Genomic DNA, 14223 nt, shown 5'->3' on the forward strand with positions numbered 1-14223 from the left:
AATAGATATTTTAGTAAGCTATAGTTTTAATATAGTTGTGCTACTTGCAAAAAGAGGCTTATGAGGCTTCAGACTATTAGGCTCATTTTAAATGCTCCTCGCTTTCTTTCGGGAGAGTTAAAGTTACCGCAGTAGCAAGTTCAAGGTATGAAGAGGTTGCTTGTGTTCTGCCATTATTTATATAGGCAATGGCAGAATGCTAAACACTTTAAATTAGAGACTAAAAAAAGACACAGGCCGTTCGGTTGTATGCATATTTTTTGTGGCGTCAGTATAAAGCTCAATGTAGTTTTTATTTCGTGCTCTTAAAACTGAGAGATGAAGAGTGTTATCTTGAATGTTACTACCAAGTATAAAGCTCATTCCTTTATTCGAGAGGCTAAATACAGTTTCAACCTTTGTAAGCTTATCGAGAGGTGCTCTGTAAATATCAGTTTCGGTAGTAAAGTATAAAAATCCGCTATCGTAGTTGAGTTGCTGTAATGATTGTTTTATTTTTTGTAGCTCTTTCGATAGAGATAGCTTTTTAAATTGGTGGCTTACCACGTCATATTGGATGAGTTGCTGGGTTTTATTGTTTGCAATGAGTTCAGTGCTATTGATCCAGTCAAATGAAAATGGCGTTAAGATATCAACTTTATCCCATGTAGATTGTTGACGGTCGTAAATATTCAATGTGCTATTCATCTGCTTGTCTGTGCTTAATAGGGCGATGTATTTGCCGTTAATTTTTGCAGTTATTACATTTCCTCTAGCTGGCCATTGCTCGATGACAGAAAAGTCATTTGTGTTTAAAAGTGTTAGTAATAATTTTTCTTTATTGTATGCCAGTAATGCACTCTGGCTTAAATCAGCATCCATTACCTTATTATTTTTACCAATAATAGAGGTAATGTCTTTGTATTGACTATTATGTTTTAGCCAATGGCTAACCCCATGAAAGTTTTTTACTTGAAAGTAAGTTTTTTGCTTTTCTAATTTGAAGCCATTCGATTCATTTTTAGCTGGATTAGCAATTTCTGCTTGAGTATTTTTATCTAAATCCAAAATTAATAAATCATGATCATGCAGATCTGTACTACTTAAAATACTATTTTTGCTTAGTGAAAAAGCGTAGTTAGATCTTGCTATGGGGGCATGTATAGCTGGCAACATCTGCATTTCATCTAAAGAATATGATTCTATCGAGCTTTTATGGCGGTTATACCATAGTAGTTCATTATTTTTTCTATCATAAGTTATAACCCATGTTCTATATGGCTGATCGAAGAGCTTCATAGGAGAGCTACCATCTAAGTTAGACATATATATTTCAGAGTGGGTAATTTGATGGCGCTCATATATAATTCGGTTTGGATTTGGTATGACGGCTAATAATAAATCTCCGGTACCATTAATATTGGGGTTGGTAATTCGAATTTCTTCTTTAGTATCTAAATCTAATGAATACAAGGCTGTTAAATGAGCAATATTACGATAATTATTACGTGAAAATATGGCTGTGTTGTCTATTTCAGTGTAATCATATATATATTTTAAATTTGAATCTAAAAGTGGGTTATCTAGATGTTGAAGTTTGGGCTGCGCACTCAATAAATCGCTTGCTTGAATTATCTCACATTCTGCCTTGGTAGAGTTTTTACATTGGGTATAAAATAGTCTTTCACTGTCATGAGACCAGCCATTAACCACAAGGTAGCCTGAGTCGATCAATAGCTCTTTTCCCGTTTCTAAATTAATTATGTAAAGTGTGGTTTTGGTATTCTTGTCCATAGTATCAACTAAAAAAGCAAGCTTATCTTTATGTGGGGACAGTTTGAGATTGTAATGCGTACCTTTGTGCCAAGATATTGTTTGTGCAGAGAGCTTTAGCTCTTTAGGCGTTGGCGCTGAATGTGTTTGCTGTTTTTTTTGTTTTTGATCGGTGGATGTCATTGTAACAGCCACGAATGCTCCAAGTAATAAAATAAAACTAAGTAAAGGTAGAATGAGCTTTCGCGAGCGCTCAATTGTGAAATAGGTATTATTAGAGGTAGTAGTGCTTTTTTGAACCGAGACTACGTTTTGAATAGTTTCAACAGATTCTGTAGAAGCTATTATTGGAGACGCTTCTGGCATTGTTATCGGAATGAATAAGCTGTAGCCAGTACGGTAATGGGTTTTAATGCTTTGGCCTGGCTGTTTTGCTGATTTGAGAGCTTTTCTTAACTCTGAAATAGCTCGATTTATCGCATTATCATCTACATAGCTTTGTAGCCAAATCTTTTCAGCGAGTTCTTGACGAGGAATTATCCGCCCATTATGCTCAATAAAATAGCATAATAATTTGAATAATAAAGGCTCTAACTCTCTGCTATTATCGCCGTCGCTAATAGTTTGAAGATCAATGTTAAGTTGCCACTCACCAATTACGACAATATTTCCTTTAGTGAGAAAACGAGCTAACCTCATGCCTAATCCTTTAATTATTTACACTTTTATCACCATGGAATGATAACAGATGTTGTTTGTTATTAGGGTATTTTTGTTTACTGTATGTAAACTATAATTAGTTGTTATCAATATATGCAATAAAGGTCTTCTATCACCATGTTAAATTTAACGTTAGTATTACTACAAAGTTCGCTACACTGGCTTGATAAAGATGCTAACTTAGCTATGTTTGAAAAACAGCTTGCTAATATCACCAATCAACCTGATTTAATTGTATTGCCCGAAACCTTTGCCACTGGATTTGCGGTTAACCTTGATTGTGGCGAACCTGAAAATGGCTCAGTGCTTAGTTGGCTTAAAACACAAGCTAAAAAACATAATGCAGTGATTGCTGGCTCAGTATTGGTAATCCAAGGAGACAAAAAGGCCAACCGGTTTTATTGGGTACAACCAAGTGGTGAGGTACGTTATTACGATAAGCGCCACTTATTTTGTTTGGGTAACGAGGGCGAATTTGTAGTAGCAGGACAAACCCGTGAAGTGTTTGAACTCAAAGGGTTTAAAATTTTACCACAAGTTTGCTACGATTTACGTTTTCCGGTGTTTCAGCGCAATAACAATGACTACGACGTGATGATAAATATTGCCAACTGGCCAGCTGCAAGGCGTAGTGTGTGGGATACCTTATTAATGGCGCGAGCAATGGAAAACCTATGCTACGTGATTGGCGTAAATCGGGTTGGCGAAGATGGTAATGGTATTGACCACAGCGGTGGAACCGCAGTGTATGACTTTAAAGGTGAGCCACTGATTAAAGCGCATGACGACCAGCAAGCACTATTAACAATCACGTTAAATAAAGCGCCGCTCAATGAGTTTAGAGCTAAATTCCCGGCACATTTAGATGCAGATGCTTTTACATTGGTATAAATTAGCGCCTAGCCGATAAAGTGCTAAAATAACCGCTGATATTTTTATTGGCGGCTTTATGAATACAACCCTTATTACACCGGTAATTTTAGCTGGCGGCATTGGTACACGGCTTTGGCCGCTATCGCGCCAAGCAATGCCAAAGCAGTTTTTATCTTTGCTTGATGATAATAACCAGCAGTCGTTATTACAAAGCACATTATCACGGGTTGCAACTGATGGCTTTAATCCCGCTATTTTGGTCTGTAATGAACAGCATCGATTTATTACAGCAGAGCAGGCAGCATTTGCAAAACCCTATGCCATAGTACTTGAGCCAGAAGGCAAAAATACCGCACCAGCCATCGCCCTTGCCGCGCACCATGCTTTAAAAAATAATATTACGGGCCCTTTGTTGGTGATGCCTGCCGATCATCATATTGCAGATTTTACCGCGTTAACGGCTCACTTATCTGATGCGATTAAACTTGCTGAGCAAGGTAAATTAGTTACATTTTCAATCACACCAACAGAGCCACACACAGGTTATGGTTATATAAAACAGGGCGCAGCCATTAAAGATACCTGTTGCTTTGAAGTTGACCAGTTTAAAGAAAAACCTGATTTAGCAACTGCATTAACTTATTTGGCTGAGGGCGGTTATAGTTGGAACAGTGGTATGTTTTTATTTACTCCCGCTGCTTATCTGCAAGAGCTTGAGCGCTTTGCCCCCAAAATTGCTAAAAGTGTTGCCAGTGCTACTGATTTTAAACAAGACTTAGCGTTTACCAGAGCAAATGCCCATGCACTTGAATCTTGCCCAAGTGACTCAATTGACTACGCTATTTTAGAGCGCAGCAATAATGTAGTGGTAATGCCTGTGGCGTTAAAGTGGAGCGATGTGGGCAGTTTTTCTGCACTGGCTGCGCTTGCAGAAAAAGATTCGCAGGGCAATAGTCAAAATCAGCAACATATTGCACAAAACAGTATTAATAACCTAGTTATTAGCGAAGATGGACACACAATTGCCACTTTAGGTGTGAGCGATTTAGCGATTGTTCATACTCATGATGCTACCTTGGTTGCAAAACAAGATTCGCTTGAAGGCTTGCCTTTAATACTTAAACAATTGGCAATTACGCAAAATGACAAACTGGCACATCATCAGGTGGTTTACCGCCCTTGGGGACATTATCGTACGCTAGTAGAAAGTATCGGCTTTAAAGTTAAAAAAATTACCGTAAAAAGTGGTGCAAAACTCTCAACCCAGCGTCATCAGCATCGTGCTGAGCATTGGGTGGTCGTATCAGGCACTGCAGATATATGTATTGACCAACAAAGCTTAACACTGACCCATGACCAATCTTGTTATATTGGTGCAAAGCAACTGCACAGCTTAGCGAATAATCAGCCCGAGCCGTTAATTGTTATTGAAGTGCAAACGGGTGCCACATTGGATGAAAGTGACATAGAGCGATTTGACGATATATACGGTAGAAAATAACAGTATAAATAGTGAATATACTTGATCATTTGTTACGGTCGTAAAACTTGGTAGCCCGAAGCCCGAAGCCCGAAGCCCGAAGCCCGAAGCCCGAAGCCCGAAGCCCGAAGCCCGTAACCGTATTACCCTAGCCCTTGGCGTACATACTTTAAATACGCCTCTAAACTGTGTTGCCACAGTGTGCTGGCTTCATTTAACGAGTTATTTAATGGTTTTTTATCTAGCAGGCGTCGCTCAATTTTTTTAAGAGCCAGTCCATAGCTATTAAAGCCAAGTTGCATTGCGGTGCTGGCTTGGCGATGTAATAACTTAATGCATTGCTCGGGGTCTTGCTCTAATAAAGCTTGGCAACGGCTCAGTTTGTTACGCGCAGATAGGATAAACTCATTATAAATAGAAGATACTTCATCAATACTAAAAGAGCTTGTTAGGGTTTCTGTGGCAGTTTCATCGTATAACGTATCAACCAGCTCGACGGCAATGCTAGCGGTTTGTGTTGACTGTGAATCACTCAATGCTTGGCGTAGTTTTTCTTGCTTTAATGGCTTGCCAACAATGTCTTTAATACCCAGTGCTAAGTATTCTTTTATTTCATCAGGGCTCAAACTGGCGGTAAAGGCCAGCACTGGAGTTCGCTGATTTTTATGCTCCACTCGTTTGAGTTTTTTTAGCACTTGCTGCCCTGTTAAGTCGGGTAAGTTCATATCAAGTAACACCACATCAAAGTGATATTTTTTCATCAACTCAATCGCACTTTTGCCATCTTTAGCGAGCTTAATTTTATGCTCGTCGTCAGCCATAAATTCAACAGCTATTTTTTGGTTTAAATCTAAATCTTCAACAAGTAACACATCAAGTCCGGTTAAATAATCCTTACTTTGATGGCGCTGCTCTACAAGGCTAAGTTCACCTATGGCTAGTGTCATGTTAAAGCTAAATACGCTACCTACTCCCAGCTCACTGGTGATTTCTAGTTGGCTATTTATTTTATCGAGAAGGCGACTAGTTATAGCCAGACCAAGCCCCGTTCCGCCTTTTTCCTTACCGGCGCTGCTTTGAATGTAGGGCTCAGTTAAGTAATCAATTTCATCTTTTTCAATACCCGGACCTGAATCGAGTACACTTACTTTAAGAGTATGATCGAGCTGAGTTTCATTAATTAAATCAATCTGTACTTTTACTGTGCCGGTGTCGGTAAATTTAATCGCATTACCAACAAGATTAATAATGATTTGTCTGAGCTTTTGTTGGTCGCAGTAATAACAGGCTTTATCAGGGATGTTACAGGCAAGCTCAAATTTAAGCTGTTTTTGTTCGGCCAGAGGACTTAACAGCAGGCATAAGTTTTGTAGCCAAGTTTTGAACTCTATGTCTTCTTCGTACAAGGCTTCGTCATGCTGATCTAAGCTTGCGTATTCCAGCACTTTATCTACTAGTAAGTTGAGTGACTCAGCTGAGTTGATAATGGCTTCGCAATAAGCTTTATTGCGGCTGTCGCTCGTTTGGTTTAACACCAGTTGTGCGCTGCCTAAAATGCCGTTTAATGGGGTGCGTATTTCATGGCTTATAGTTGATAAAAAGAGCCCGCGAATCTCTAAGTCTTTGTGTGCTTTTTCGGTAAGTTTATTAAGCCTTAATTCTCTGCGTTCATTACACAATAGCGCCATACCGGCTGCATAAAACATAGGGGCAATCACACTGTTCAAAAATAATAGTGAGTCAAACCATGGGTTTAATATGGCATCTTGTTGTGCAACGCGATCCATAAAAATAGTTCGAGTGATAAAACTGGCTGCAACCAAGGTTAAAATAATAATGTAAACAATACTGGCATTAGGATAAGGTTTTCGCGCATATTTAAAAAAAACAAATAGTAAAAAAGCGGCTTCTACAATATGTTGAAAGTCAGAAATATAAACCCGTGAGCGCATAGATGGCTGAAAAAAAGTGAAGTAAACAAGCAATAAAGCGCTGGCAGCGGTAAATAGGCAAACAAATTTAAAACCACGACCACGATAATTTAAAAACTGACTCAGCGATAAGCAATGCACAATGGACGCTAAAAACATCATGCTATTAGCAAAGGTAATGGCAAGCTTTTCAGGGATTTTCCCTATGAGCGCAAAGCCCACAATGGCGGCTAATAGTAGTAAAGGGTAGGAGATATAAAGTAACGTGCCGGGGATATGCTTGTTAGTACGCCAAGTTAAAAAATTTAGTAACGTCATCACTGTCATGACAGCGATACTGGCAAAATAAAGCGTAAATGAGTCGAGCATTAAGACCCCATTTTAAAGAAGATATAAAAACAGGCACCTAAAGTGCCTGTATTGAATTTATTAAAATAAGCCTTAACGAATCTCGTCAGGAATATTTTGTTGTGCCCAAGAGAGTAGTTCAATACGGTTACGACATTTAGTTTTTCTAAATGCACTGTATAAATGAGTCTTAACCGTGTGCGGGCTAATGCTTAACTCTTCAGCAATTTCTTTATTTTTAGAACCATTACTCATTAACGAGATAATTGCTTTTTCACGTTTAGTGAGTTTGATTGGCTCAATATCACCATCGGTTAGCTTGTGTAGTGCGTCTTTATTAAATTGCAGCATGCGGTTAAGCGCATTACACATAATATCACGACGATACCAAAGCTGATCTTCAAGTAGTAAACGAATCCCTTTCATGAGTACATCAGCATTATCGGTGGTGTAAAATACACCGCGAATACCACTGAGTAATGCACGATTAGCGAGCTCTGGGTTTTCATCTAAATTAAACAACACAATATCGCATTTGATACGCAAATTAACGAGTTGTTCTTTTAGCTTAGTCCACGCGTCTTTACTTGATGTTTCAATGAACAATAAGCGAGTACCTACCGGAACATCTAAAATATTTGTACCCGTAGTTACGTCAAGGCCCTGTGTTTTTAACAAAGGCTCTAAAACGTTAATACCAATAGTGTTAATTGGTTCTTCGTCTAACAACAAAAAGGCTGAACTGCTCATGTTTTTTTACTCTTTTATAAAGCTGGCTAATTAATCTTACCACGATCCCTGCACACCTTTTGTATTAGGGAATAACAATTTCACTGGAGAAAAGGTGCGATTTCCAATTATTTAAACATAAAATGTTGCAAATAAGTAATTGTTTTTTTGGTATATAAGAAAAACGCCGTATTTTTAATGTATTTTTTAAGATACAGGATTTAATGGGTGACTAAAGGGCAACTTTTTTAGTGTTTTGATACGGAGGCCAGCCCATTTCTTTTCCCGCCAGCATATGCAAATGAATATGGTAAACGGTTTGTCCACCGTGTTCATTGCAGTTCATCACCACGCGGTAGCCGTCATCGCTAAAATTAAGTTGTTTGGCAAGCTTAGCCGCTACCACATATAGATGACCAACAAGATGTGAGTTTTCCTCAGTGACATCATTAATCGTGGCAATGGCTTGTTTAGGAATAATCAACGCATGAAAGGGTGCTTGAGGGTTAATATCTTTAAATGCAAGTGCTAGGTCGTCTTCGTAAATAATGTCAGCAGGAATTTCACGATTAATAATTTTAGTAAAAATAGTCTCTTGACTCATAATGATGACTCTAATTTGTTCGATTAATATGTATGTCACTAATGACAAATTTTGCCAGCAGTGTCAAACTGAAATCAACTAAAGGAGTAATTATGCGTAAATCAATATTATTAGGCAGTGTAGCGGCGCTCTTGGTGAGTGCATCTAGTTTGGCAGAAAACATTTACTTTCCAGAGGAGTTTGTTCCTTTACAAGTGGGTGAACGAGTCATTGAAAGTTCGATTTTTAGTCGTGTTGATGATGTTGAATTAGCACCGGGTACTTATCAGTTAAAGCTTAAATACACAGATTTATATGATTTAGGTTATGACGATCACGAAGTGATTGAGTCAGAGCCTTTTTGGGTCAATGTAACTGTTGAAGCAGGTAAAGATTACACCTTAGTATTTAATCGTGCTGAAAATGCGGTGGCAGCGAAAGTATTTGCTGAGGCACCGCAAGTAAGCTTAAAAGCAAAAGGCAGTACCTTAGCTGAGCCATTAAATGTGATAGCTGAACGACAACTACAAAGTTCACAGTTTAATCAGCAGGCCTCAGAAACCCCTGCCGGCCCACAAAAACCAAGCCGCCCAATTAAACCGATTGCGCCAATTAATGGTAAGGGCATGCCAAGCGCTGCCAATATGCTCGACTTTTGGTGGCAACAAGCAACGCTCGCTGAAAGGCAGGCTTTTTTAGATAAAGTAACAAAATAATTAAGCATTAAAAAAGGGCCAAGTTGGCCCTTTTTAATTTATTGATAACGCTATTTAAATAATGCGTCAATGGTACCTTGCGCCAGTGGGTGATAACCCGGACGTGCTTTTAAGTATACGCTTTGTGCCCAATCTTTTTTACCATTGGTAATAAGCGCTTTATAAAGCGGCACGATAAGCTTACGACGACCAATACCCGATAAATGCTTATCAAGCGCAGGGTAAATCGGTTGGTAACCATTACCTACTGCTAGCATGTACCATGCAAACGCACGTTCTGCGTTGGTTGATTGGGTTAAGTTAAACTCGCTGTCTAATTCAGTCATTTTTTCAATGCTTAAATCGCGCGGTAAGTTGTTTAAAAAGTGTAGCCACTCATGCACAGTCCAATTTGCAGTGGGTAATTGTGCGGCAGTTGTATCCCCTTTTAACCAGCTCGCTGTTACAGTATCGACTTTATCGAACGCGTCAGAGGTTGGGTTAGGTGCATCACTTGGTAAACCGGGCTGAAAAATCCACTCGTTTACTTTATCCATGCTCACTACGCCTGGATACTTTTCAATTAAGTTAGCTTTGATGTAAGAAACAAATTGCGCAGTGGTTAGCGATTTAAATGCAAACTCATTAAAATAGGTCTTAACAAAGTCATCAAACTTATCACGGCCGTATTTTTCTTCTAGGTAAATTAAAAATAGCTGACCTTTTGTGTAAGGCACTGAGCTAAACGCATCATCCGGATCGCGGCCATTTAGTTTTAAATTAAGGCGTGTATCTGGGGCATCAATGGTTTTAAGTTGCGCACGCAGGCCAGCTGCATCAAGTGCTTGTTCCATAACAGCACGGTCACGCCCAAATACCTCTTCCATAATGCGGTTTTCAACGTAAGAGGTAAAACCTTCGTTTAACCATAAATCTTCCCATGTAGCGTTCGTCACTAAGTTGCCAGACCAAGAATGTGCAAGTTCATGCGCAATCAGATTAACTAAGCTTTTATCGCCGGCAACAACCGTAGGCGTAATAAATGATAAGCGTGGGTTTTCCATACCACCAAACGGAAAGCTAGGTGGTAGCATAAGTAAATCATAACGACCCCATGCATAGTCGCCGTACATGGCATTGGTTTTGTCGATCATCGCTTGGGTGTCATTAAATTCAGCAACCGAGGCGTCTAAAATAGTTGGCTCTGCAAAAATACCAGTTTGCTTAGACATGGCCTTAAATTCTAAGTTACCTGCACCAATTGCAATTAAGTAAGGTGAAATTGCTTGTGGCATAGTGAAGTGGTAATCACCATCTTTATAAAGAGCATCTTTATTATCAGCACTCATTACTGCACGAATATCCTCAGGGGTATGAATGCGCGCATTATAAGTTACACGCATTGCTGGGGTATCTTGCACTGGGATCCAACTACGTGCATGAATCGCTTGCGATTGGCTATACATAAACGGGTGAGTTTTACTGGCAGTTTGCTCTGGCGTTAACCACTGTAAGCCAGACGCTTCTGGGCGGCTGTTATAGTAGATACGAACTTTTTGTGCTTGATTTTTAAAGGTAATAGTTAGTTTTGAGCCTTTAACATCATCGCGGTTAGCAAGGTTAAAACTAGCTTTATGCCAATTGCCATTTGCCGTTTGATACATCACTTTATCAATATCAAGATCACGGGTATCAAGTACTAGCTTTTTACTGTTGGCATTTTGCCACTGTAGCGTATGCTCAACAAAACCTTCCAATTGCTTATCAGCAAAGTCGATGTCTAAATCAAGGTTTAAATGCGTGGTGATAACATCATCAAGGTTGGCGTAGGAATTTTGATCAATAGCGCTGGCCATTGCTTGCGAGCACATACCTGCCATAGCGAGGCTTAAAAAAAGAGGTTTGATTTTCATAATTACCTTGAGTACAAATAAAAAAAGTGCAGGTTTTATATCATGATTGCTGCAGTGGGTTGAACAATTTTTACAAGCTGATGCGCAATTTGCGACGATGAGTTAAACTAGAGCGATTAATTACTGCTACCTTTAGAGGGCTTTGTGCCGCACTCATTACAACCCCTACATACATTTGCATTAAGTAGCCAATGCCAAAATTTTGTCGAGATTACCGACTCAGCGCAGCTTAAAAGTCAGTGCTTTAAAGTCCCTTTTTGTTTGTTGGGTGAGGGCAGTAATACTATTTTTTTAAATGACTATGCAGGCACGGTCATTAAAATGGCAACCCAAGGCATTACTATAACTGAGCGCTCGCATAACTTTTTAGTTAGTGTAGCTGCCGGTGAAAATTGGCATCAATTAGTGACTTACTTGCTGGAGCAAGGTATCGCGGGGTTTGAAAACTTAGCTCTCATCCCTGGTACAGTCGGCGCTGCACCAGTACAAAATATTGGTGCCTATGGCGTAGAAATAGCTCAGTTTATTGAAGCTGTTGACTATTTTGATATTGATAGCGGTAGCTTTAAATCTTTAACTAATCAGCAATGTCACTTTGCTTATCGTGAATCGGTATTTAAACACGCGCTAAAAAATAAAGCAGTGATCACCCAAGTGCACTTTAAGTTGTCCAAAATATGGCAGCCAGTACTCAGTTATGGGCCGCTACAACAACTAAAAAACCCGACGCCACAGCAAGTGTGCGCACAAGTGATACAAACGCGTAACAGCAAACTCCCAAATCCCTATAAGCTGGCTAATGCAGGCAGTTTTTTTAAGAACCCTATTATCACCAATAGTGAATTAGCACAGTTAATTACGACATATCCTGAGGTACCTCATTACCCGCATGGTGCCGGTCACCATAAAGTAGCTGCAGGGTGGTTAATAGAGCAAGCGGGATTAAAGGGATATAAAATTGCAGGTATAGAAGTGCATCAACAACAAGCGCTGGTACTAGTTAATCATGGTAATAGTACAGGGGATGATTTAATTAATATGATTGCTCACATTCAGGATATTGTTTTAACACGTTACAACATAAGTTTAGAACACGAAGTGCGGTTAATTGATCAAGACAATGAATGCCATATCTCTTTGGAGCAATCAGTATGAAGGCACCAGATGGAAACAAGCTGGCTATTTTAAATGCACTGAATGAAGGTGGGTTTGTCTCTGGGCAAGCACTAGGTGATGAATTAGGAATAAGTCGCGCGGCGGTAAGTAAGCATATTCAAAGCTTACAGGCTATGGGCTTAGATGTATTTAAAGTTTCAGGTAAAGGCTATTGCTTAAATAACCAAGTAGGTTTACTTAATCAGCAAAGCATACAGCAGCACTATGCTGAGTTAGGCGCTAATACCGCGAATATTGAAGTGCAACCACTGATTGATTCAACCAACAGCGAGTTAATGCGCCGTATTCAAGCTAAAGCAGCGCTCGAATCGGGCACCGTGATTGTAGCCGAAATGCAGCAAGCAGGGCGGGGGCGTCGAGGCCGAGTATGGCAATCACCCTTTGGTGCAAACTTATACTACAGTTATTTTTGGCGCTTAGACGATGGCTTACAAGCCGCGATGGGCGTATCAATTGCTGTTGGTTTAGCGGTGTATGATGCGATAAAAGCACTTTATGGTATTGAAGTAGAGCTTAAATGGCCAAACGACATTTATATAAACAAACAAAAACTCGCAGGTGTCTTGGTAGAATTAGATGGGCAGCCACAAGGGCCATGTAAGTTGGTAATAGGGATTGGTATTAATTTAAATATGCCACAAAGTGCCAGTCAGTACATTGACCAAGCGTGGACCGATTTAAGTCAGCACACCCAGCAGCTAGATAAAAATCAACTAGTAGCTTCATTAACTTATTGTTTAGAGCAACGCTTAGCGCAATATCGTGAGAATGGCTTACAAACTATGTATCAACAATGGAATGCATTAAATGCATTTGCTGGTCAGCAGGTAGAGCTTAATACCGGGCATCGTAGCTGGTGTGGCATTTGTGAAGGTATAGATGCGCACGGTGGTGTACGTATTCGCCAAGACGGTGAAGTGAAAAGTTATTATGGCGGTGAGATTTCATTAAGAAAGGCGCAAGCATGAGATTACTCATTGATGTAGGTAATACCTCGCTCAAAGCTGTATTGTGGCAAGATGGGCAAATACAGCCATGCGATACTAATAATATTCCATGGCTGCAAATTACGGTTGTTGTTTACGCTTGTGTGGGTCGTAGTGAATTACTCAAGCAGCTATTAGAAAAAGCCCAAGCACAAAATATCGATTGCTTTGAGGCTACGGTTAGTCATGAGCTCGGTACGTTGCATTGCGCGTATCAACAAGTGGGTAATTTGGGTATAGATAGATGGTTGGCGCTCATTAGTGGTTATACGCTTTACCCTAATACGGCCGCAATTGTTGTTGATGCTGGCACGGCAACGACTATAGACGTCCTTAATAATGATGGACAGCACTTAGGTGGTTGGATATTACCAGGGCTTGATTTAATGACTGCCTCACTCACTCAAAATACTCAGCGCGTATTTGATGATGAAAACACGCCATTTGCTAATGAGCTTGGCAAAAACACTCCTAACGGATTAAAAAATGGTGCTTTAGTGGCAACTATTGGCGCAATTGAACAAGCAAAGCTGCATTTAAATACAAAAAATAGCCTTTTAATTTTTGCTGGTGGTTATGGTCAGCTATTACAAGGGTATTTTTCAGACAGTATTTTCGACCCAATGCTAGTGATGAAAGGCTTAAATTACTGGTATGAGTTAGCTAAAAAGAGTTAAAAACAACAAAAAAACCGCTTTTTGCGCGAATAGTGAGCGTTTGAAGCATAAAATCACATTTTTTTTAATTTTTTGGTTGCATCCCAATAAACCTTACTCTAGAATCTCGCCCCGTACTAAAGCAGTGCCGACTTAGCTCAGCTGGTAGAGCAACTGACTTGTAATCAGTAGGTCAACCGTTCGACTCGGTTAGTCGGCACCACTTTCCTTTTACCGGAAGTGCTTAGTATAAAGAATTATCGTGGAGGGGTTCCCGAGCGGCCAAAGGGATCAGACTGTAAATCTGACGGCTCAGCCTTCGCTGGTTCGAATCCAGCTCCCTCCACCACTTTATTCTAGACGGTTAGAGGTAGTTTAAGA

Annotated in this window: 11 protein-coding genes and 2 tRNA genes; 8 read left to right on the forward strand and 5 right to left on the reverse strand. The window is 39.8% G+C overall.

The annotated features are described in order from the left end of the window. Nucleotides 1-213: 213 nt before the first annotated feature. Nucleotides 214-2451 carry a winged helix-turn-helix domain-containing protein gene (locus tag MTF66_RS25360; protein ID WP_138623626.1) on the reverse strand — a complete coding sequence of 746 codons (2238 nt, stop codon included), beginning with the start codon at nucleotides 2449-2451 and terminating at the stop codon, nucleotides 214-216. Between the two features lie 138 nt (nucleotides 2452-2589). Here MTF66_RS25360 and MTF66_RS25365 point away from each other — a divergent pair, with 138 nt between their 5' ends. Both MTF66_RS25365 and MTF66_RS25370 read left to right on the forward strand, forming a co-directional pair. Continuing rightward, nucleotides 2590-3363 (forward strand): amidohydrolase, encoded by a 774-nt coding sequence (locus MTF66_RS25365; RefSeq protein WP_055012302.1) that lies wholly within the window; start codon nucleotides 2590-2592, stop codon nucleotides 3361-3363. Nucleotides 3364-3421: 58 nt separating this feature from the next. Then, complete coding sequence (locus tag MTF66_RS25370) at nucleotides 3422-4846, forward strand: mannose-1-phosphate guanylyltransferase/mannose-6-phosphate isomerase (RefSeq protein WP_138623628.1); 1425 nt, start codon at nucleotides 3422-3424, stop codon at nucleotides 4844-4846. A 122-nt stretch (nucleotides 4847-4968) separates the two neighbouring features. On the opposite strand, the gene MTF66_RS25375 is transcribed toward MTF66_RS25370, so the two are convergent. The 3 genes from MTF66_RS25375 to MTF66_RS25385 all read right to left on the reverse strand — a co-directional run bounded on the left by MTF66_RS25375 (nucleotide 4969) and on the right by MTF66_RS25385 (nucleotide 8437). Then, on the reverse strand, nucleotides 4969-7125 hold the full coding sequence (locus tag MTF66_RS25375) for a response regulator (RefSeq protein WP_138623632.1): 2157 nt from the start codon (nucleotides 7123-7125) through the stop codon (nucleotides 4969-4971). A gap of 72 nt (nucleotides 7126-7197) precedes the next feature. Further along, entirely contained in the window at nucleotides 7198-7854 is a 657-nt protein-coding gene (locus MTF66_RS25380) for a response regulator transcription factor (RefSeq protein WP_008108518.1), read from the reverse strand. A 211-nt stretch (nucleotides 7855-8065) separates the two neighbouring features. Next, a complete protein-coding gene (locus MTF66_RS25385) occupies nucleotides 8066-8437 on the reverse strand; it encodes a histidine triad nucleotide-binding protein (protein ID WP_010392287.1) in 372 nt (123 codons plus the stop codon). A 92-nt stretch (nucleotides 8438-8529) separates the two neighbouring features. Here MTF66_RS25385 and MTF66_RS25390 point away from each other — a divergent pair, with 92 nt between their 5' ends. Continuing rightward, on the forward strand, nucleotides 8530-9132 hold the full coding sequence (locus tag MTF66_RS25390; RefSeq protein ID WP_138623634.1) for a DUF2057 domain-containing protein: 603 nt from the start codon (nucleotides 8530-8532) through the stop codon (nucleotides 9130-9132). A gap of 50 nt (nucleotides 9133-9182) precedes the next feature. On the opposite strand, the gene MTF66_RS25395 is transcribed toward MTF66_RS25390, so the two are convergent. After that, nucleotides 9183-11024, reverse strand: a complete 1842-nt coding sequence (locus tag MTF66_RS25395) for a M1 family metallopeptidase (RefSeq protein ID WP_138623636.1) — start codon at nucleotides 11022-11024, stop codon at nucleotides 9183-9185. Between the two features lie 144 nt (nucleotides 11025-11168). Between MTF66_RS25395 and murB the strand changes: the two genes are divergently transcribed. From murB to MTF66_RS25420, 5 genes are all read left to right on the forward strand, one after another. Then, entirely contained in the window at nucleotides 11169-12179 is a 1011-nt protein-coding gene (gene murB, locus MTF66_RS25400) for a UDP-N-acetylmuramate dehydrogenase (protein WP_138623638.1), read from the forward strand. Continuing rightward, nucleotides 12176-13168: a bifunctional biotin--[acetyl-CoA-carboxylase] ligase/biotin operon repressor BirA gene (gene birA / locus MTF66_RS25405; RefSeq protein WP_138623640.1), complete on the forward strand. Its 993-nt coding sequence runs from the start codon at nucleotides 12176-12178 to the stop codon at nucleotides 13166-13168. The genes murB and birA overlap by 4 nt, the downstream gene beginning before the upstream one ends. After that, nucleotides 13165-13863: a type III pantothenate kinase gene (locus MTF66_RS25410; RefSeq protein WP_010392297.1), complete on the forward strand. Its 699-nt coding sequence runs from the start codon at nucleotides 13165-13167 to the stop codon at nucleotides 13861-13863. Before birA ends, MTF66_RS25410 begins: the two co-directional genes overlap by 4 nt. A 126-nt stretch (nucleotides 13864-13989) precedes the next feature. Further along, a tRNA-Thr gene (locus MTF66_RS25415) sits at nucleotides 13990-14065 on the forward strand. Nucleotides 14066-14106: 41 nt separating this feature from the next. Continuing rightward, nucleotides 14107-14191: transfer RNA gene (locus tag MTF66_RS25420), tRNA-Tyr, on the forward strand. Nucleotides 14192-14223 lie beyond the last annotated feature (32 nt).

It is taken from the genome of Pseudoalteromonas sp. 2CM39R (genome assembly GCF_023161845.1).